This window comes from Serratia sp. FDAARGOS_506 (assembly GCF_003812745.1).
Lineage (GTDB): Bacteria > Pseudomonadota > Gammaproteobacteria > Enterobacterales > Enterobacteriaceae > Serratia.
This window is the reverse complement of sequence record NZ_CP033831.1, coordinates 2,464,592-2,484,506: the sequence shown is the minus strand read 5'-3', so window position 1 is coordinate 2,484,506 and position 19,915 is coordinate 2,464,592. Positions and strand designations below refer to the sequence as shown.

Genomic DNA, 19,915 nt, shown 5'->3' with positions numbered 1-19,915 from the left:
ATGTCAGAGATCGCTCCATCGGCCGCTTTTGCCGATCAACTGCAGATTTTCCGCCAGCGCGCCGATCGCGCGCTGCTGGACTTCATCGCCCCGCTGCCGTTCAACGACGGCAACATGGTGGCGGCGATGCGTCACGGCGCCCTGCTGGGCGGCAAACGCCTGCGCCCGTTCCTGGTGTACACCACCGGCCAGATGTTCGGCGTGTCGCTGGCCAACCTGGACGCACCGGCGGCGGCGGTGGAATGCATTCACGCCTACTCGCTGATCCACGACGATCTGCCGGCGATGGACGACGACGATCTGCGCCGCGGCCAGCCGACCTGCCACATTAAATTCGGCGAAGCCAACGCGATCCTGGCCGGTGATGCGTTGCAAACGCTGGCGTTCTCGATCCTGGCCGATGCAGAGATGCCCGACGTGGCGCTGCGCGATCGGCTGGCGATGGTCTCCGAGCTGGCGACCGCCAGCGGCGTCGCCGGCATGTGCGGCGGCCAATCGCTGGATCTGGAAGCCGAAGGCAAGCATGTCGACCTGCAGGCGCTGGAGCAGATCCACCGCCACAAAACCGGCGCGCTGATCCGTGCTGCAGTGCGCCTGGGCGCGTTGAGCGCCGGCGAAGCCGGGCGCGCGGCGCTGCCGCAGTTGGATCGTTACGCCGCCGCGGTTGGCTTGGCGTTCCAGGTGCAGGATGACATTTTGGACGTTGTCGGCGAGACTGAAAAAATCGGCAAGCGCCAGGGAGCGGACCAACAACACGGAAAGAGTACCTACCCGGCGTTGCTCGGGCTTGACAGCGCGAAAGCAAAAGCGTGGGATCTCTATCAGGAAGCATTAGCTGCATTAGACACTTTGGCAGCGCAATCTTATAACACAGCGCCATTGCGAGCGTTAGCCAGCTTCATTATTGAACGCGACAATTAACGTGTGACGTTAACTCCTCTGATATGAGTATCGAATGAGTCTTGATATAGCCAAATACCCAACCCTGGCGCTTGCGGAAAACCCCGAGGAACTCCGCTCACTGCCCAAAGAGAGTTTGCCGAAGCTGTGCGATGAGCTGCGGCAATACCTGCTGAACAGCGTCAGTCGCTCCAGCGGCCACTTTGCCTCCGGGCTGGGTACCGTCGAATTGACGGTGGCGTTGCATTTCGTCTACAACACGCCGTTCGATCACCTGGTGTGGGACGTTGGCCACCAGGCCTACCCGCACAAAATTCTGACCGGCCGCCGCGACCGGATCGCCACTATCCGGCAAAAGAACGGCCTGCACCCCTTCCCGTGGCGCGCCGAGAGCGAATACGACGTGCTGTCGGTCGGCCACTCGTCAACCTCGATCAGCGCCGGTCTCGGTATGGCGGTGGCAGCGGAGCGTGAAGGCAAAGGCCGCCGTACGGTGTGCGTCATCGGCGACGGCGCCATCACCGCCGGTATGGCGTTCGAAGCGATGAACCACGCCGGCGACATCAACCCGGATATGCTGGTGGTGTTGAACGACAATGAGATGTCGATCTCCGAAAACGTCGGCGCGCTGAACAACCACCTGGCGCAGCTGCTGTCCGGCAAGCTTTACTCCACCCTGCGCGAAGGCGGCAAGAAAGTGCTGGCCGGCGTGCCGCCGATCAAGGAGCTGGTGAAACGCACCGAAGAGCACCTGAAAGGCATGGTGGTGCCGGGCACGTTGTTCGAAGAGTTGGGCTTCAACTATATCGGCCCGGTAGACGGGCACGACGTGCAGGGGCTGGTCGCCACGTTGAAAAACATGCGCGATCTGAAAGGCCCGCAGCTGTTGCACATCATGACCAAAAAAGGCCGCGGTTACGCGCCGGCGGAGAAGGATCCGATCAGCTTCCACGCGGTGCCGAAATTCGATCCTGCCAGCGGTACGCTGCCGAAAAGCGCCGGCGGCCTGCCGACCTATTCGAAAATTTTCGGCGACTGGCTGTGTGAAACCGCCGCCAAAGACAGTTCGCTGATGGCGATCACGCCGGCGATGCGCGAAGGCTCCGGCATGGTGCAGTTCTCCCGCGACTACCCGCAGCAATATTTCGACGTGGCGATCGCCGAGCAGCACGCCGTCACCTTCGCCGCCGGGCTGGCGATAGGCGGCTACAAACCGGTGGTGGCGATCTATTCCACCTTCCTGCAGCGCGCCTACGATCAGCTGATTCACGACGTGGCGATCCAAAACCTGCCGGTGATGTTCGCCATCGATCGCGGCGGCATCGTCGGCGCCGATGGCCAGACCCACCAGGGGGCGTTCGATCTGTCGTTCATGCGCTGCATCCCGACCATGGTGATCATGACGCCGAGCGACGAGAACGAATGCCGCCAGATGCTGTATACCGGCTATCACTACAATGCCGGCCCGAGCGCCGTGCGCTATCCGCGCGGCACCGGCACCGGCGCGGCGCTGGAGCCGCTCAGCCTGCTGCCGATCGGCAAAGGTGTGGTGCGCCGCCAGGGGGAAAAGATCGCCATTCTCAACTTCGGCACCCTGCTGCCGGAAGCCGCTGCGGCAGCGGAAGCGCTCAACGCCACGCTGGTCGACATGCGCTTCGTCAAACCGCTGGACGAGCAGTTGGTGCTCGAACTGGCCGCCAGCCATGAAACGCTGGTCACGCTGGAGGAGAACGCCATCATGGGCGGCGCCGGCAGCGGCGTCAACGAACTGCTGATGGCCAAACGCCGTCCGGTGCCGGTGCTGAACCTCGGCCTGCCGGACAGCTTCGTCTCGCAGGGCACCCAGGAAGAACTGCGCGCCGAACTGGGGCTGGACGCCGCCGGCATTCAGCGCCAAATCGAAACCTGGCTGGCGCAGTAATCACCACTCGCGCCTGACAAAACGCCTCCGCCTTCGGGGGCGTTTTCATTTCCGCCCTCCGGGATCCGCGCTACAGTTACTGTCTGAGCTGTGAATGGGAGGCAAGCATGAAGTACCTGAAATTGGGCAACACCGATCTGAACGTCTCGCGTATCTGTCTGGGTTGCATGACCTACGGTGAACCGAACCGCGGCAATCACGCCTGGACGCTGCCGGAAGAGAGCAGCCGCCCGCTGCTAAAACAGGCGCTGGAAGCCGGCATCAACTTTTTCGACACCGCCAACAGCTATTCCGACGGCAGCAGCGAGGAAATCCTCGGCCGGGCGCTGCGCGATTATGCGCGTCGCGAAGATGTGGTGATCGCCACCAAGGTGTATTTCCCTCTGAGCAACCTGGAGCGCGGTTTGTCGCGTGCCAAGATCATGCAGTCCATCGACGACAGCCTGCGGCGTTTGGGCACCGACTATGTCGATTTGCTGCAGATCCATCGCTGGGATTACGAAACGCCGCTCGAAGAGACGCTGGAAGCGCTGCACGACGTGGTGAAAGCCGGTAAGGCGCGTTACATCGGCGCCTCCTCGATGTACGCCTGGCAGTTCGCCAAGGCGCTGTATACCGCCGATCTGCACGGCTGGACACGCTTCGTCAGCATGCAGGATCAATACAACCTGATTCAGCGTGAAGAAGAGCGCGAAATGCACCCGCTATGCGCCGCCGAAGGCATCGCCGTGCTGCCGTGGAGCCCGCTGGCGCGCGGCCGTCTGACCCGCCCCTGGGGCGAAACCACCGCGCGGCTGGTTTCCGACCAGTTCGGCAAGAGCCTCTATGAGGAAACTGAAGGCATCGACGCCATTATCGCCGAGCGCGTCGCCAGCCTTGCTGACGAACGCGGCGTTTCACGCGCGCAGATCGCGCTGGCCTGGCTGCTGAACAAACCGGCGGTCAGCGCGCCGATCGTCGGTGCTTCACGCAGCGAGCAGTTGGATGACGCCATCGCCGCGGTCGATTTGAGTTTGTCGCCGCAAGAGATAGCGGAACTGGAGACGGCTTACGTGCCGCATCGGGTGACGGGATTTGAATAAGAGAAGCAGGCGCGAAACACCGCGCCCGTCTGTCAGAACAGTCCGATCGGCCAGTGGTGCCCAATCAGGTAGATGATGCCGGCAGACAGCACCCCGGCGATGATATCGTCGACCATGATGCCCATGCCGCCATGCACGTTGCGGTCGAACCAGCGGATCGGCCACGGTTTCCACATATCCAGAATGCGGAAGATGACGAAACCGGCAGCGACCCAGCGCCAGTCGTTGACCGGTAGCGCCATCAGCGTGATCCACATGCCGACGAACTCGTCCCAGACGATGCTGCCGTGATCGTGCACCTTCATGTCTTTTGCCGTACGGTGGCAAATATAGACGCCGATACAGATGCTGAACATCACCGCCAGTGAGTAGAGCTGCCACGGCAGCTGGATCAGCAGCAGCCAGAACGGGATCGCCGCCAGCGATCCCATGGTGCCCGGCATCACCGGTGACAAACCGCTGCCAAACCCGGTGGCCAGCAGGTGCCACGGATTGCTCATCCGCAGCCGACGCTTGGCTTCATCCATGGGTGCCCGGCTCCGCGTTGAAATGATCGAACCCGACCCAGTCCAGCTCTACCGCTTCGTCGTTGCGATAATAGCGGATGCCTTCAGACAGCGGGCCAATTTGGCCGATGCAGGTGTAGTCGGCCCCGAGGTGGCTCAGCGCCACTTCCAACGCGCCGCGGTTGATCTCCGGCACGGTAAAGCACAACTCGTAATCCTCGCCACCCGCCAGCGCCCAACGCAGTGCCTGCTCGGCGTCGGCGTGACTGCTCAGCGCCTGCGACATCGGCAACTCGTCCAGCACAATGCGCGCGCCGCATTCGCTGGCCTTCAGGATGTGCTTCAAATCGGAGATCAGGCCATCGGAGATGTCGATCGCCGAGCTGGCGAGATCGCGCAGCGCCTGCCCCTGCAGCACCCGCGGCTGCGGCCTCAGATGGCGAGCGACCAGATAATCGCGCGCCGCCGTCTCCGTCACCGCCAGACGATCCTGCAGGATCGCCAGACCGGCGGCGCTGTCGCCCAGCGTGCCTGTCACATAGATCCAGTCGCCGATGCGCGCGCCGCTGCGGGTCAACGCCCGGCCGGCCGGGATCAGCCCCTGAATGGTCAACGTCATGCTCAGCGGGCCGCGTGTGGTATCGCCGCCGATCAGCTGCATGCCGTAATAGTTGAGCTGATCGAACAGGCTGTCGCTGAAGGCCTTCAGCCAGGGTTCGTTCACCTCCGGCAGAGTCAGCGCCAGCGAGAGCCAGGCCGGATCGGCCCCCATCGCCGCCAGATCGCTCAGATTGACCGCCAGCGCCTTATAGCCGAGATCGGCCGGATCGATGTCCGGCAGGAAGTGCACGCCCGCCACCAGCGTATCGGTACTGACGGCCACCAGCTGTTTTTCCGGCACTGCCAGCAGTGCGCAGTCATCTCCAATGCCCAACTGTACATCCCGGCGCACGCGCTTAAACCGGTCAAAATAGCGGGCAATGAGGTCAAATTCGCCGCATGCCATATCGATATTCCACTAGAAGAAATTAAGGCCGGGAATGCCGGCCTTAATGTTTTACTTTTTCTTGCGAAGGGTTGGCGCCACTTTATCCAGCACCCCGTTCACAAACTTGTGGCTGTCTTCCGCACCGAAGGTTTTCGCCAGTTCGATCGCTTCGTTGATAGCCACCTTATAAGGGACATCCTCGCGCATTTTCAGTTCAAACAACGCGACGCGCAGCACTGCGCGCTCCACCTGGCCCAGCTCTTCGAGCTGACGCGACAGGTAAGGCGCCATCAGTTCGTCCAGCATACCTGCATTCACTGCCGCGCCGGACAGCAACTCGCGAAAATAGGCGACGTCAACATCTTTGACATCCTGCTCCGTCAGGAACTGGTGTTCAACATCGGCAAGGTCGTTTTTAGACAACTGCCAAGAGTAAAGCGCTTGAACAGCGCACTCACGAGCGCGGCGACGAGCAGCAGGTTTCACGGAATTCCCCTTAACTAAATTCAGGCTTTAATAGCTTTGATAACATTAATCATTTCAAGTGCGGTCAGCGCGGCTTCAGCGCCCTTGTTACCCGCTTTGGTGCCGGCGCGTTCGATCGCCTGCTCGATGCTTTCGGTGGTCAGCACGCCAAAAGCAACCGGGATTTCGGCATTCATTGCAACGTTGCCGATACCGGAGCTGGCTTCGCCCGCCACATATTCAAAGTGCGCGGTGCCCCCACGGATAACGGTGCCCAGCGCGATAACCGCGTCGTATTTGCCGGTTTTGGCCAATACGCTCGCCGTCAGCGGCAGCTCGTAAGCGCCCGGGACCCAGACAACGGTGATGTTGTCGTCAGCAACCTGACCAATGCGTTTCAGCGCGTCGATGGCGCCTTCCAGCAGGCTGTCGTTGATGAAATTGTTAAAACGTGCAATTGCGATCGCCACACGGGCATTTGGAGTAGCAACAACACCTTCGATAACTTTCATGGGCTTTCCTTAAAAATGGGTTCAATACCCCGCAGGGGGGCGGATTCTATCATATTCTTTCATCGCCTGCGCGGCGCTTTTGTAAAACCGGCGCGCAGGCGCGAGATTCAGTGTTTCGCCCGCAGGCGCAAACGCAGATCGGGGCCGACCTGACGCACATCGCTAAAGACAAATTCCGGCGCGTCGGCCAACCGCTCCAGGCCCGGCAGATGACACAGGCCACGGCCATTATCGCCCAACAGTTTCGGCGCGATGTACAAAATGAGCTCATCCACCAGGCCGGCCTGCAGCAGAGCGCCGGCCAGCGTGGCACCCGCCTCCACCCAGATTGAATTCACCTGGCGCTTGGCCAACAACATCATCATCACCACCAGATCGACGCCGCCGCCGTGCGCCGGGCAGATAAACTGCTCAACGTCTTGCGGCCAGGCCTGTTCATCCGCCTGCAGGCGCGCCAGCCAAGTGGCACCCGGCTGCTGCACCACGCGGTGCTGCGGGGTAATGCGGTTTTGGCTGTCGAGCAGGATGCGCAGCGGCTGGCGCAGATTGTCGCGCGGATAGAGGCGCTGCGTCTCGGCGTCCAATTCATCCCAACGCACCGTCAGCGACGGATCGTCCGCCAGCACGGTGGCACTGGTGCTGAGAATGGCGGCGCTCTGCGCGCGCAGGCGCTGCACGTCCTGACGCGCTTCGGGTGAGGTGATCCACTGGCTTTCGCCGGAGGCCATCGCCGTGCGGCCGTCCAGCGACGCGCCCAGCTTCAGCTGCACGTAAGGGAAACCGGTGCGCATACGCTTGAGGAAGCCCAGGTTGACCGCTTCGGCCTCGGCCAGCATCAGGCCATGACGTACTTCGACGCCGGCTTGCTGCAGCTTGTACAAGCCGCGCCCCGCCACCTGAGGATTGGGATCTTGCATCGCCGCGACCACCCGCGTGACGCCGGCGGCCACCAGCGCATCGGCGCAGGGCGGCGTACGGCCGTGATGGCTGCAGGGTTCAAGCGTGACATAGGCGGTGGCGCCGCGCGCCTTGTCGCCCGCCATGCGCAACGCATGCACTTCCGCGTGCGGCTCGCCGGCGCGCAGATGATAGCCTTCACCGACAATTTCGCCGTCGCGCACGATAACGCAGCCGACGTTTGGATTGGGCGCGGTGGTGAAACGCCCCAGCCGCGCCAGTTCGAAGGCGCGCGCCATGTAAAATTCGTCGTGATGCATGAAAGATCCTTTAGTCTTGCAGGCGGGCGATCTCTTCGCCGAACTCGCGCACGTCTTCGAAGCTGCGGTATACCGACGCGAAGCGAATGTAGGCGACCTTATCCAGCTTTTTCAGCGCGTCCATCACCAGATTGCCCACCAGCTTGGTCGGCACTTCGCGTTCGCCGGTAGCACGCAGTTGGGATTTGATATGGTTAAGGGCGTTTTCCACGTCGTCCGAACTTACCGGGCGCTTTTCCAGCGCTTTCAGCATACCGCGGCGCAGTTTGTCTTCGTTGAACGGCTCGCGCACCTCATCGCTTTTAATCACTCGCGGCATCACCAGCTCGGCCACCTCGAAGGTGGTGAAGCGTTCATTGCACACCAAACACTGACGGCGGCGGCGCACTTGCGAACCGTCCCCCACCAGGCGGGAATCAATGACTTTGGTATCAACGGCGGCGCAGAAAGGGCAATGCATAACACGTCCTGATAAACGTTTTTTATAGATAAATGCAGTTTAACCCGAAGTGCAGCCACAACAAAGGGCGGCGGCCATTTGTTGCGACACGCGGCCGGGAGACGGCGCCAATATGACTTTCGCCTCCGGGCGGACTAAGCTGATAGCAGGAGATTCAGCATAGGAAATCGCCGTCATGACAACCTGTTACCCCAAAATCGCCCTGCTCACCGCCGCCATGTTACTGGCAGGCTGCGCGCACAACGCCGCCGTGCCTCAGCTGCGCCATCAGGTCGCCGCGCTGAACCAGAAAGTGAGCGTGCTGACCGACCAAACCACCGCGCTGGAGCGGCAGAATCTGCTCAATCAGCATTCCGACAACGGCGTCTACCTGCTGCCGGCGGCCCGGAGCGCTGCCCGTTTGCAGAGCAGCATCGGCGAGCTGAGCGTTTCACTAAGCCACATCAAGAGCGAAGCCAACGGCACGCAGGCGCAGCTGCATGTGCGCATCCTCTCGCAGGCCACGCTGCCGCCGTTCAACGCGGTGGTGGAATGGGGCCCACTGGATGAAGCCACCGGCCGGCCGTTGACCGCCGAGGCGCTGTCGCAACCGATCGCCAGCGCCGACTCGCTGCTGCCGAAACCCGGCCAGGACTTCGAGTTGCGTTTCAGCGGCTTGACGCCGGAACAGCTGGGCTATATCCGTCTGCACAGTCTGGTTTCGACCGCTCAACCGGCGGTGGTGCAGCAACATTAAAACCCCGAGGCAAAAAAAAGGAGCGCCTATTGGCGCTCCCTCTCATTTCGCTGAATACTGCGGCGGTTAAGGCAGAATCGAAGGCTGATCTGCGCCCTCTTTTTCCACTTTTTGCTGCAGCATGTGTTCGCGTTTCATCCCCAGTTTCAACGCCAGCGCGGACGCGACGTAGATGGAGGAGACGGTACCGATAGACACGCCGATCAGCATCGCCAGCGAGAAGCCTTGCAGCATCGCGCCACCGAAGATGTACAGCATCAGCACCACCATCAGGGTGGTCCCGGAGGTCATCAGCGTACGGCTCAGCGTCTGGGTCAACGACACGTTCATGATCTCATAAGGCGTGCCGCGGCGGATCTTGCGGAAGTTCTCACGAATACGGTCGGAAACCACGATGCTGTCGTTCAGCGAGTAGCCGATAACCGACATCAGAGACGCGACAATGGTCAGGTCAATCTCGATGTGGAACAGCGACAGCACGCCCAGCGTGATGATCACGTCGTGCGCCAACGCGATAACCGCCCCCAACGCCAGACGCCATTCGAAGCGAAAACCGACGTAGATCAGGATACAGATCAACGCGACCAGCAGCGCCATGCCGCCGGTTTGCGCCAGTTCGCTGCCCACGCTCGGGCCGACGAACTCGATACGCTTCACGGTGGCGTTTTTATCCACCGAGTCGTTGATCACGCCGATCACCTTGTTGCCCAGTTCCTGGCCTGCGGTGCCGGTCGCCGGTGGCATACGCACCATCACGTCGCGGCTGCTGCCGAAGTTCTGGATGATCGGATCCTGGAACCCGGCCTTCTCCAGCGTATCGCGCATCAGGTCGAGGTTAGCCGGTTTCTCCAGGTTGATTTCAATCACCGTACCGCCGGTGAAATCCAGACCCCAGTTAAACCCGCGCACCGACATGGTGGCGATCGACGCGACCAACAGCACCAACGAGATGCCGAAGGCCACGTAGTCCCAGCGCATAAAGTCATAGACTTTACGGCCGTAGTTGAGTTGCTCAACAGTATAATCCTGTGCCACAACGCACTCCTCAGATAGACAGCTTGTTAATGCGTTTGCCGCCGTAAAGCAGGTTGACGATGGCACGGGTACCGACAATCGCGGTGAACATGGACGTCGCCACACCGATAGCGGTGGTGATCGCAAAGCCTTTGATCGAACCGGTGCCCACTGCGTACAGGATGACCGCGGTGATCAGCGTGGTGATGTTGGCGTCGACGATACTGGAGAACGCGCCTTTATAGCCCTCATGGATCGCCTGCTGAACGGACCTGCCGTTCTTCAGCTCTTCCTTGATACGTTCGTTAATCAGTACGTTGGCGTCGACCGCCACCGCCAGCGTCAACACGATCCCGGCGATGCCCGGCATGGTCAGCGTCGCCCCCGGCAACAGGGACATCACGCCGACGATCAGCACCAGGTTGGCGACCAGCGCCGTGGTGGCGATCACGCCGAACTTACGGTACCAGACCACCATGAAGACGATGGACGCCACCAAGCCCCACAGACAGGCTTCCAGGCCTTGGGTGATGTTCTGCTGACCCAGGGTTGGACCGATGGTGCGCTCTTCGACAATCTGAATCGGCGCGATCAGCGCACCGGCACGCAGCAGCAGCGACAGCTGACGCGCTTCGTTCGGGTTGCCGATACCGGTGATACGGAAGCTGTTGCCCAGACGCGACTGAATGTTCGCCACGTTGATCACTTCTTCCTGTTTCACCAGCACCGCACGACCGTTGGCGTCTTTCTTGCCGCTGTCCTTATACTCCACGAACAGGGTCGCCATCGGCTTGCCGATGTTGTCCTTGGTGAAGTTGGACATGGACGTGCCGCCGGCGCTGTCCAGCGAGATGTTAACCTGCGGCTGGTTGTATTCGTCGGTGCTCGAGGTGGAGTCGGTGATGTGGTCACCGGTCAGGATCACGCGCTTGTACAGCACGATCGGCTGGCCGTCACGGGTGTATTTCACCTCGGAGTCGCCCGGCACGCGGCCGTTGGCCGCCGCAGTGGCGTCCGCATTGGTGTTCACCAAACGGAACTCCAGGGTCGCGGTGGCGCCCAGAATTTCTTTGGCGCGCGCGGTGTCCTGAATGCCCGGCAGCTCGACCACGATGCGATCGGCGCCCTGGCGCTGCACCAGCGGTTCGGCGACGCCGAGCTGGTTGACGCGGTTACGCAGGATAGTGATGTTCTGCTGTACGGCGTATTCGCGCGCTTCGCTCAGACGGGCGTCCGTCAGGTTGGCTTTCATGGTGTTGGCGCCGTTGGCGGACAGCACCAGATCGCGCTGACGCGGGCCGATGTAGCTGATCGCCTGGTCGCGGGCCGCATCGTCGCGGAAACGCACTTCCACGCCGTTGTTGTCCAGCTTGCGGATAGACGCGTAAGGAATGCCCTTCTCACGCAGCTCGCTGCGCAGGGTATCCATGGTCTGTTCCTGCAGCTTGCTCAGCGCGGTGTCCATGTCCACTTCCATCAGGAAGTGCACACCGCCGCGCAGGTCCAGGCCGAGCTTCATCGGCTCCGCGCCCAGCATGGCCAGCCAGGTCGGCGTGGCCGGCGCCAGGTTCAGCGCCACGACGAATTTGTCACCCAGCTCGGTCACCAGCGCTTCGCGGGCGCGCAGCTGAACGTCAGGATCTTTAAAGCGAGCCAGGATGGCGCCATTTTCCAGCGCAATCGACTTGCTCGCGATGTTGTCTTTTTCTAATACGGTACGGACCTGGTCCAGCGTAGTTTCACTGGCGGCGACGCCGCGCGCGCCAGTGATTTGTACGGCCGGATCCTCACCGTAGATGTTGGGAAGCGCATAAAGCAGACCGACGAGGATCACGACGATCAACATCAGATACTTCCACAAAGGATAACGGTTTAGCACGGCAATTCCCTTCGGGAAAAAAGATTACAGGGCCTTCATGGTACCTTTCGGCAGAACGGCCGCCACGAAGTCACGCTTGATCATCACTTCCGTGGTGTCGTTCAGCGCGATGGCGATGATGCCGGTGTCGGCCACTTTGGTCACGCGACCGATCAGGCCGCCGGTGGTCAACACTTCGTCGCCTTTACCGATGGAGTCCATCAGCTTCTTGTGATCTTTAGCGCGTTTCTGCTGTGGGCGCAGGATCATGAAGTAGAAGATCAGGCCGAACACCACCAGCATAATGATCAGAGAGTACGGGCTTCCCTGAGCCGGAGCCCCTGCGGATGCGACGGCGTCAGAAATGAAAAAGCTCATTGAAATTCCCTCATTAAGTTATCAATTATTAGATCAAGCGTTTCTACCCTTCATCTTTCAAACTGCAGCGGTGTTGGCTTCCCTTTTTCACCCCAGTTACTTGGCAATCCAAGCTCCTGGGATTCATGCGGTCGCCGCCTTGCTGCATCTTGAAATCTATTGGGTATTTAAAGGCGGAATCGGCTTGCCGATCCGACCATAGAAATCCGCAACAAACTGCTCTAATTTACCCTCTTCGATAGCCTGGCGTAAACCCGCCATCAGGCGTTGGTAGTGACGCAGGTTATGAATCGTGTTCAGTCGAGCACCCAATATTTCGTTGCAACGGTCGAGATGGTGCAAGTAGGCGCGGCTGTAATGGCGACAGGTGTAGCAATCACAGTCCTTATCCAGCGGAGAAGTATCATCCTTGTGCTTGGCATTACGGATTTTTACCACACCGTCAGTCACGAACAGATGGCCGTTGCGGGCGTTGCGGGTCGGCATGACGCAGTCGAACATGTCGATGCCGCGGCGCACGCCTTCCACCAAATCTTCCGGCTTGCCGACGCCCATCAAATAGCGTGGCTTATCTTCCGGAATTTGCGGGCAAACGTGTTCAAGAATGCGATGCATATCCTCTTTAGGCTCGCCTACAGCCAAGCCGCCCACAGCGTACCCGTCAAAGCCGATATCCACCAGCCCTTTGACGGAAACATCACGTAAATCTTCGTAAACGCCGCCCTGAATGATGCCGAACAGCGCATTTTTATTTTCCAGCTCGTCGAAACGCTTGCGGCTGCGCTCCGCCCAGCGCAGCGACATTTCCATCGAACGCTTGGCGTAGTCCCAATCGGCCGGGTACGGCGTACATTCGTCGAAGATCATCACGATGTCGGAACCCAGGTCATACTGGATTTCCATCGATTTTTCCGGGCTCAGGAAGACCTTGTCGCCGTTGATCGGGTTGCGGAAGTACACGCCTTCCTCTTTGATCTTGCGCATCGCTCCCAGGCTGAACACCTGGAAGCCGCCGGAGTCGGTGAGGATCGGGCCCGGCCACTGCATGAAGTCGTGCAGATCGCCGTGCAGTTTCATGATCTCCTGGCCCGGGCGCAGCCACAGGTGGAAGGTGTTGCCCAGCAGGATCTGCGCGCCGGTTTCTTTCACTTCTTCCGGCGTCATGCCCTTGACCGTACCGTAGGTGCCAACCGGCATAAAGGCCGGGGTCTCCACCACGCCGCGGTCGAAGATCAGGCGGCCGCGACGCGCGCGGCCATCGGTAGTTTGTAATTCGTACTTCACAAAGCCTCCAGCATCAGAGAAACAGTCTGATGTCGTTGAAACGGGGCCGCGCCGTGCGCGCAGCCCGGGAATTTAGCCGCCGACGGATTCGTTTTCCGCCTGCGGGTTACGGCTGATGAACATCGCATCGCCGTAGCTGAAAAAGCGATACTGCTCGGCCACCGCCTGCTGATAGGCGTTCATGGTATTTTTATAGCCGGCGAAGGCCGACACCAGCATGATCAGGGTGGATTCCGGCAGGTGGAAATTGGTCACCAGCGCGTCGATCACCTGATAGTGATAACCCGGATAGATAAAGATGCTGGTGTCACCGAAGAACGGCGCAATCAGCGCCTCTTTGCTGGCCGCCGCGGCGCTTTCCAGCGAACGCACTGAGGTGGTGCCCACCGCGACGACGCGTTTGCCGCGCGCCTTGCAGGCCAGCACGGCATCGACCACGTCCTGCGGCACTTCGGCGTATTCGGCGTGCATCACATGATCTTCGATGGTTTCCACGCGCACCGGCTGAAAGGTGCCGGCCCCGACGTGCAGCGTCACGAACGCCATTTCCACGCCCTTGGCGCGCAGCGCCGCCAGCAGCGGCTCGTCGAAGTGCAGGCCGGCGGTCGGCGCGGCGACCGCGCCGGGCTTCTCGCTGTAGACCGTCTGATACAGTTCGCGGTCGGCGTCTTCATCCGGGCGAGCGATATAAGGCGGTAGCGGCATGTGGCCGGCAGCGTTGAGGATGGTGAACACGTCGCGCTCGTCGTTGAAGCGCAGTTCAAACAGCGTCTCATGGCGCGCTACCATGGTCGCGGCGATGCTCTCGTCATCCCCCAGCAGCAGCTCGGCGCCCGGCTTCGGCGCTTTCGACGCACGCACGTGCGCCAGCACGCGATGGTCGTCCAGCACGCGCTCCACCAACACTTCAATCTTGCCACCGCTAACCTTGCGGCCGAACATGCGCGCCGGGATCACGCGGGTATTGTTGAACACCAGCAGATCGCCGGCTTCCAGTTTATCCAGCAGATCGGTGAATACGCCGTGCGTCAATGCCCCGCTCGGCCCGTCCAGCTGCAGCAGGCGGCATGCGCTGCGTTCGGCCTGGGGATAGTGGGCAATCAGGGATTCGGGAAGTTCAAACGAAAAATCAGCGACGCGCATGGGTATTCACTTCTTCAATTTGGGCTGGTTGGTAAAAAACAGGCGGCCTAGTCTAAAGCCGGGGGCGGTCAGCGGCAAGAAATAAGGAGGATTTGCCTGACTTCGGGTATAGTTGAGGGATGAATTTTCTCGCTCATCTTCACCTGGCCATGCTGGCGGACAGCTCGCTGCTGGGCAACCTGCTGGCCGATTTCGTGCGCGGCAACCCCGCCGCCGACTACCAGCCCGACGTGGTGGCCGGCATCATGATGCATCGCCGCGTCGACGTGCTGACCGACAGCCTGCCGCAGGTCAAAGCCAGCCGCGACTATTTCAGCGCCCCTTACCGCCGCGTGGCGCCGATCACCCTCGACGTGGTGTGGGACCATTTTCTGGCGCGCCACTGGCAGCAGCTGGAGCCCTCGCGCGATCTGCACCAGTTTACCCAGGAAGCGCGCAGTCAGATCGAACCTTTTCTGCCGCTCACGCCGCCGCGCTTTCAGAACCTGAACGGCTACCTGTGGCCGGAACGCTGGCTGGAGCGCTACGCCGAATTGCCGTTCATCGCCCGGGTGCTGCAGGGCATGGCCAGCCGCCGCCCGCGCCTCGATGCGCTGGCCGGCTCGTTCGCCGACGTCGAGCAACATTATCATCAGCTTGAAACACAGTTCTGGCAATTTTACCCGCAAATGATGCGGCAGGCGAAGGACAAAGCGCTCTGAGGTCAAGCCCAAGCCATTGAAATTGCAATGCCTTGCAAGAATTTACGTTTTGCCGCTTGCCCTTTTGTGGGAAAAGGTTATTTTTAAAGCTCGCTAAATTATATCAACGACTTTGATAGGTGAAAGCTATCTCATCGATTGGTCTTTTACCCTTTATTCACCAAGTCGCGGCCCCTATACTGGCCCTTGTTTTTACATCCACCCTTTAACACCTATTACAGGAGTAATTATGGTCCTGGTAACTCGTCAAGCCCCTGACTTCACTGCAGCTGCCGTACTGGGTAGCGGCGAAATCGTTGAAAACTTCAACCTGAAGAAGCACCTGAACGGCAAACCAGCCGTCCTGTTCTTCTGGCCAATGGACTTCACCTTCGTATGCCCTTCCGAGCTGATCGCTTTCGATCACCGCTATGAAGAGTTCCAGAAGCGTGGCGTTGAAGTGGTTGGCGTTTCCTTCGACTCAGAGTTCGTTCACAACGCATGGCGTAAAACCCCTGTCGACAAAGGCGGCATCGGTGAAGTGAAGTACGCAATGGTTGCTGACGTTAAGCGTGAAATCCAGAAAGCTTACGGCATCGAACACCCGGAAGCCGGCGTTGCGCTGCGCGGCTCCTTCCTGATCGACAAAGACGGCATCGTGCGTGCTCAGGTTGTTAACGACCTGCCAATCGGCCGTAACATCGACGAAATGATCCGTACCGTTGACGCGCTGCAATTCCACGAAGAGCACGGTGAAGTGTGCCCGGCTCAGTGGGAAAAAGGCAAAGCAGGTATGGGCGCTTCTCCAGACGGCGTTGCAAAATACCTGTCTGAAAACGCTGCCAAGCTGTAATTTCAGCCTGATAGTGAATCAACCGGCCCACGCGGCCGGTTTTTTTATGCCCCTTTATGGGGCAGACCGCCCACCAGCAGTGCTTTATTTCCCTGTTTCCGCTCACATTTCCCGCCCTGTCCGCCGCGCGTGCGCCCATCTGCGGCTACTATCAATAACGCTGGCTCGCGCTTTGCAAGCGAACAACGGCAAGCAAACACAACACAATAAAAACTGACAGGGTAGGAATAACTATGTTTTTACAGAAATGGAGCAAACCCCTGACCATGGCGGCGCTGCTGGTCAGCGGCAGCCTGTATGCGGCATCCAACCCGGCGGTGGAAGCCAAAAACGGCATGGTGGTCACCTCGCAACACCTGGCCTCGCAGGTCGGCGTGGATATCCTGAAGATGGGCGGCAACGCCATCGACGCCGCCGTGGCGGTGGGCTATGCGCAGGCGGTGGTTAACCCCTGCTGCGGCAACATCGGCGGCGGCGGCTTTATGACCGTCCACCTGGCGGACGGCACCGACACCTTCATCAACTTCCGCGAAACCGCGCCGGCGGCGGCCAGCGCCAACATGTATCTGGATGCCGGCGGCAAGGTGAAGAAAGACGCCAGCCTGTACGGCTATCTGGCCGCGGGTGTGCCGGGCACCGTGCTGGGGATGGAAACCGCGCGTGAGAAGTACGGCAAGTTGAGCCGCGAACAGGTGCTGGCGCCGGCTATCAAGCTGGCGCGCGAAGGCTTTGTGCTGACCCGCGCCGACACGGATATCCTCGACACCACCGTCGCGCGCTTCAAACAAGATCCCGAGTCGGCAAAAATCTTCCTGCGCCCGGACGGCAGCCCGCTGCAACCGGGGGATAAACTGGTGCAAACCGATCTGGCCAACACGCTGGAGGCCATCGCCAAAGGGGGAACCGACGCCTTCTATAAAGGCAAAATCCCGCAGGCGGTGGAGGCGGCGGCCAAACAGGGCGGCGGCATTTTGACCGCCGCCGACTTCGCCAATTACAAGGTCACCGAAACGCCGCCGATCACCTGCAGCTATCGCGGCTACAAGTTCGTGTCGGCACCGCCTCCCAGCTCCGGCGGTGTGACGCTGTGCGAAATCCTCAACGTGGTGGAAGGCTACGACCTGAAAAGCATGGGTTTCAACTCGGCGGCGGCCATTCACACCATGACCGAAGCGATGCGCCATGCCTATATGGACCGCAACACCTATCTCGGCGACCCGGAATTCATCAAGAACCCGATCGACCGGCTGGTGAGCAAGAGCTATGCCGAGCAAATCCGCAAGAAAATCGTCGCGGACCAGGCCACGCCGTCGGAAAACGTGCAGCCTGGCATGGAACCGCATGAGAAACCGGAAACCACCCATTATTCGATCGTCGACCATGACGGCAACGCCGTCTCCACCACCTATACCGTCAACGGCCGCTTCGGCGCCGTGGTGATCGCACCGGGCACCGGCTTCTTCCTCAATGACGAGATGGACGACTTCACGGTGAAAGTGGGCGAGAAAAACCTGTACGGGCTGGTGCAGGGCACCGCCAACAGCATTGCCCCCGGTAAGCGCCCACTATCGTCGATGAGCCCGACGCTGGTGACCAAGGACAACAAGATCTTTATGGTGCTGGGTTCGCCGGGCGGTTCGCGCATCATCACCATCACCCTGCAGACCGCGTTGAACGTGATCGACCACGGCATGGCGCCGCAGGAAGCGGTAGACGCGCCGCGCATCCACCATCAGTGGCTGCCGGATGAGGTGTACTACGAGCAGCGCGGCGTTTCTGCCGATACGCTGAAGCTGCTGAACGGCATGGGGTATAAGATGGTCGAGCAAACGCCGTGGGGCGCCGCCGAACTGATTCTGGTCGGTTTGCCGGGCGCGGCGGGCGTCAGCCCGGCCAACTCCGGCAACGACTCGGCGGTGTCCGGCAAGGTGCGCGAAGGCTATCTGTACGGCGCCAACGACGTGCGTCGCCCGGCAGGCTCCGCGGTCGGTTACTGATGTAAACGCCTACTCACCTTAATCGCGGGGGCCTTTAGGCCCCCGCAGTTTCTTTAGCCTTCATAACGCCACACGGTGGCCGACTCTTCCGCCAGCTGCAGGCGCAGCCCACCTGCTGTTTCGCTCAGCTCTCCTCGCCCTTCCACACGCCGCCATGGGCCGCGCGCCAACAGCGGGTTGTGCGGCAGCTGCGCCTGGCCGCTGCCGTCGCGCTGCAGCGCCACCAGCACCTGTTCCTGCTGATACAGGCGCACGAACACCAGCGTTTCCCCGCTGGCGTACAACACCTGGCAGCCGCCGCGGCGCACCGCCACGCTCTGTTTCCGCAGCGCCGCCATACGCTGGAACAGCGCCAACAGCGGCCGGTCCCAGTCGCCGACGTCCCACGGGAACGGCTTGCGGCAGAACGGATCGTTGCCACCGTCCAAACCAATCTCATCGCCGTAATAGAGACAAGGCACGCCAATCCAGCTCAGCAGCCACACCGCCGCCATCTGCATACGCGCCGCGTTCCCCTGCAAGAGCGTGAGGAAACGCGCGGTATCGTGACTGTCCAACTGGTTGAACTGGATCAGCTGGCGGCCGTGCGGCAGCCCGGCGCGGTAACCGTCCATCCACTGCGCGCACCCGGCGGCGTCCAGCCGCACCGGGTGATAGGCCACGTCCAGCCCCGCCAAAAATGCCCGCACCGGCAGCGCGAACCCCATGTAGTTCATCGCCGCGTCCTCCACGCCGGCGTGCAGCCAGCGGCGCGCGTCGCCGAAGTGCTCGCCCAAGACGTAGGCCTGCGGGTTCTCCTGCTTCACCGCCTGATAGATGCCAGCCAGGTGGTGCAGGTTGCCGGTGGCGCCGCCGTTCTCCCCCAGCATGTGCACCACGTCAAGCCGCCAACCGTCGATGCTGTACGGCGGGCGCAGCCAGTGGCGCACCACGCTGCCTTCCCCGCGATAGATCGCTTCCGCCACCTGCGGCTCGGCGAAGTTGAGCTTCGGCAGACTGGCATTGCCCTTCCAGTCAAGCGCGCGGCCGTCCGGGTAAAAGTTGAACCAGCTGCGATACGGCGAATCGGGGTGGTGACAGGCGCCGTTTTCGCCCTGACGATGGCGGTCGAACCATGGATGCGAGTCACCGGTGTGGTTGAATACCCCGTCCAACACCAGTTTCATGCCCACCTTGTGAGTGCTCACTCGCAAACGCTGCAGCGCCGCGTTGCCGCCGAAGTGCGGATCGACCTGGTAATAGTCCTCGGTATCGTACTTATGCACGCTCGGTGCGGTAAAAATCGGGTTCAGATACAGCGCCGTCACGCCCAGCTGCTGCAGGTACGGCAGTTTGGCGCTGATGCCGTCCAGATCGCCGCCGTAAAAAGTCGAGGCGGCGTGGCGATCCTCCAGCGGGTGCTGCCAGTCGCGCCGAATCACCTCGGCGCCGGCCGCGTGATGGCGGTAGCTGCCGCTCTGAATGCCGTGCTCGCCGCCGCTGCTGGCGAAGCGATCGGGGAAAATCTGGTAGAACAGCTGATCAGCCACCCACTCAGGAGCGTTGTCAGGTTCGTCGACGGCGAACTGCGCCAGCTGGCCCGGCGGCGTTGACGACCAGCCCTGCGGGCCGAACCACTGCTGACGATCGGCCCACAGCAGCTTGAAGCAGTAACGCCGCGTCGGCTCGCCCTCATTCAGCGTCAGGCTGGCCTGGTAGCGCCGCATCCCCTCGTGGCGCTGCGCTTTCATCGCCAGCAGCCACTCTTCGTTGTCCGGTTCGGCGCGCAAAAACACCCGTTCCGGCAGTTCATCCCCCTGTAACCACAGCGTGATATCCAAACGTTGCCCTTGTTTCACCACAAAAGGCGGGACCGGTTGATGCCAGGCGCTAAGCATACTGTTTCTCCTGCTGTACCAAACGAAATCGACGGCGTTCTTCA

The 19,915-nt window shown here is 60.9% G+C and carries 19 protein-coding genes; 7 read left to right on the top strand and 12 right to left on the bottom strand.

What is annotated here, in order from left to right; all coding sequences use genetic code 11:
- From ispA to EGY12_RS12035, 3 genes are all read left to right on the top strand, one after another.
- Positions 1 to 921 carry a (2E,6E)-farnesyl diphosphate synthase gene (ispA, locus tag EGY12_RS12045; RefSeq protein WP_016928868.1) on the top strand — a complete coding sequence of 307 codons (921 nt, stop codon included), beginning with the start codon at positions 1 to 3 and terminating at the stop codon, positions 919 to 921.
- A 34-nt stretch (positions 922 to 955) separates the two neighbouring features.
- Entirely contained in the window at positions 956 to 2,821 is a 1,866-nt protein-coding gene (dxs, locus tag EGY12_RS12040; protein WP_123893797.1) for a 1-deoxy-D-xylulose-5-phosphate synthase, read from the top strand.
- A 107-nt stretch (positions 2,822 to 2,928) separates the two neighbouring features.
- A complete protein-coding gene (locus EGY12_RS12035; protein ID WP_123893796.1) occupies positions 2,929 to 3,903 on the top strand; it encodes an aldo/keto reductase in 975 nt (324 codons plus the stop codon).
- Positions 3,904 to 3,935: 32 nt separating this feature from the next.
- Here the strand turns inward: EGY12_RS12035 and pgpA are convergent, their stop codons facing one another.
- The 6 genes from pgpA to nrdR form a co-directional block, all read right to left on the bottom strand.
- Positions 3,936 to 4,430: a phosphatidylglycerophosphatase A gene (pgpA, locus tag EGY12_RS12030; protein ID WP_004940382.1), complete on the bottom strand. Its 495-nt coding sequence runs from the start codon at positions 4,428 to 4,430 to the stop codon at positions 3,936 to 3,938.
- Positions 4,423 to 5,415, bottom strand: a complete 993-nt coding sequence (gene thiL, locus EGY12_RS12025) for a thiamine-phosphate kinase (protein WP_123893795.1) — start codon at positions 5,413 to 5,415, stop codon at positions 4,423 to 4,425. The genes pgpA and thiL overlap by 8 nt, the downstream gene beginning before the upstream one ends.
- Before the next feature lie 51 nt (positions 5,416 to 5,466).
- On the bottom strand, positions 5,467 to 5,883 hold the full coding sequence (gene nusB, locus EGY12_RS12020; protein ID WP_004940384.1) for a transcription antitermination factor NusB: 417 nt from the start codon (positions 5,881 to 5,883) through the stop codon (positions 5,467 to 5,469).
- 20 nt (positions 5,884 to 5,903) lie between these two features.
- Positions 5,904 to 6,374 (bottom strand): 6,7-dimethyl-8-ribityllumazine synthase, encoded by a 471-nt coding sequence (gene ribE / locus EGY12_RS12015; protein ID WP_004940385.1) that lies wholly within the window; start codon positions 6,372 to 6,374, stop codon positions 5,904 to 5,906.
- Between the two features lie 107 nt (positions 6,375 to 6,481).
- Complete coding sequence (gene ribD, locus EGY12_RS12010) at positions 6,482 to 7,591, bottom strand: bifunctional diaminohydroxyphosphoribosylaminopyrimidine deaminase/5-amino-6-(5-phosphoribosylamino)uracil reductase RibD (RefSeq protein WP_123893794.1); 1,110 nt, start codon at positions 7,589 to 7,591, stop codon at positions 6,482 to 6,484.
- 10 nt (positions 7,592 to 7,601) lie between these two features.
- The gene (nrdR, locus tag EGY12_RS12005; protein WP_004940387.1) at positions 7,602 to 8,051 is read right to left on the bottom strand and encodes a transcriptional regulator NrdR; all 450 of its coding nucleotides are present in this window, start codon (positions 8,049 to 8,051) and stop codon (positions 7,602 to 7,604) included.
- Between the two features lie 175 nt (positions 8,052 to 8,226).
- Here nrdR and EGY12_RS12000 point away from each other — a divergent pair, with 175 nt between their 5' ends.
- Positions 8,227 to 8,787, top strand: coding sequence for a DUF3251 domain-containing protein (locus tag EGY12_RS12000; protein ID WP_123893793.1), 561 nt, complete (start codon positions 8,227 to 8,229; stop codon positions 8,785 to 8,787).
- Between the two features lie 66 nt (positions 8,788 to 8,853).
- On the opposite strand, the gene secF is transcribed toward EGY12_RS12000, so the two are convergent.
- From secF to queA, 5 genes are all read right to left on the bottom strand, one after another.
- Positions 8,854 to 9,822 carry a protein translocase subunit SecF gene (gene secF / locus EGY12_RS11995; protein WP_019454209.1) on the bottom strand — a complete coding sequence of 323 codons (969 nt, stop codon included), beginning with the start codon at positions 9,820 to 9,822 and terminating at the stop codon, positions 8,854 to 8,856.
- 10 nt (positions 9,823 to 9,832) lie between these two features.
- Entirely contained in the window at positions 9,833 to 11,680 is a 1,848-nt protein-coding gene (secD, locus tag EGY12_RS11990; RefSeq protein ID WP_004940390.1) for a protein translocase subunit SecD, read from the bottom strand.
- Positions 11,681 to 11,704: 24 nt separating this feature from the next.
- Complete coding sequence (gene yajC / locus EGY12_RS11985; RefSeq protein ID WP_004940391.1) at positions 11,705 to 12,037, bottom strand: preprotein translocase subunit YajC; 333 nt, start codon at positions 12,035 to 12,037, stop codon at positions 11,705 to 11,707.
- Between the two features lie 156 nt (positions 12,038 to 12,193).
- Positions 12,194 to 13,321, bottom strand: a complete 1,128-nt coding sequence (gene tgt / locus EGY12_RS11980; protein ID WP_123893792.1) for a tRNA guanosine(34) transglycosylase Tgt — start codon at positions 13,319 to 13,321, stop codon at positions 12,194 to 12,196.
- A 72-nt stretch (positions 13,322 to 13,393) separates the two neighbouring features.
- A complete protein-coding gene (queA, locus tag EGY12_RS11975) occupies positions 13,394 to 14,464 on the bottom strand; it encodes a tRNA preQ1(34) S-adenosylmethionine ribosyltransferase-isomerase QueA (RefSeq protein WP_016928878.1) in 1,071 nt (356 codons plus the stop codon).
- A 119-nt stretch (positions 14,465 to 14,583) separates the two neighbouring features.
- Here queA and EGY12_RS11970 point away from each other — a divergent pair, with 119 nt between their 5' ends.
- The 3 genes from EGY12_RS11970 (at position 14,584) to ggt (ending at position 17,994) form a co-directional block, all read left to right on the top strand.
- A complete protein-coding gene (locus EGY12_RS11970) occupies positions 14,584 to 15,165 on the top strand; it encodes an ACP phosphodiesterase (protein ID WP_046688353.1) in 582 nt (193 codons plus the stop codon).
- 229 nt (positions 15,166 to 15,394) lie between these two features.
- Positions 15,395 to 15,997 carry a peroxiredoxin C gene (locus EGY12_RS11965; RefSeq protein WP_004940403.1) on the top strand — a complete coding sequence of 201 codons (603 nt, stop codon included), beginning with the start codon at positions 15,395 to 15,397 and terminating at the stop codon, positions 15,995 to 15,997.
- A gap of 233 nt (positions 15,998 to 16,230) precedes the next feature.
- A complete protein-coding gene (ggt, locus tag EGY12_RS11960) occupies positions 16,231 to 17,994 on the top strand; it encodes a gamma-glutamyltransferase (RefSeq protein ID WP_123893791.1) in 1,764 nt (587 codons plus the stop codon).
- Positions 17,995 to 18,047: 53 nt separating this feature from the next.
- Here the strand turns inward: ggt and malZ are convergent, their stop codons facing one another.
- Entirely contained in the window at positions 18,048 to 19,871 is a 1,824-nt protein-coding gene (malZ, locus tag EGY12_RS11955) for a maltodextrin glucosidase (protein WP_123893790.1), read from the bottom strand.
- Positions 19,872 to 19,915 lie beyond the last annotated feature (44 nt).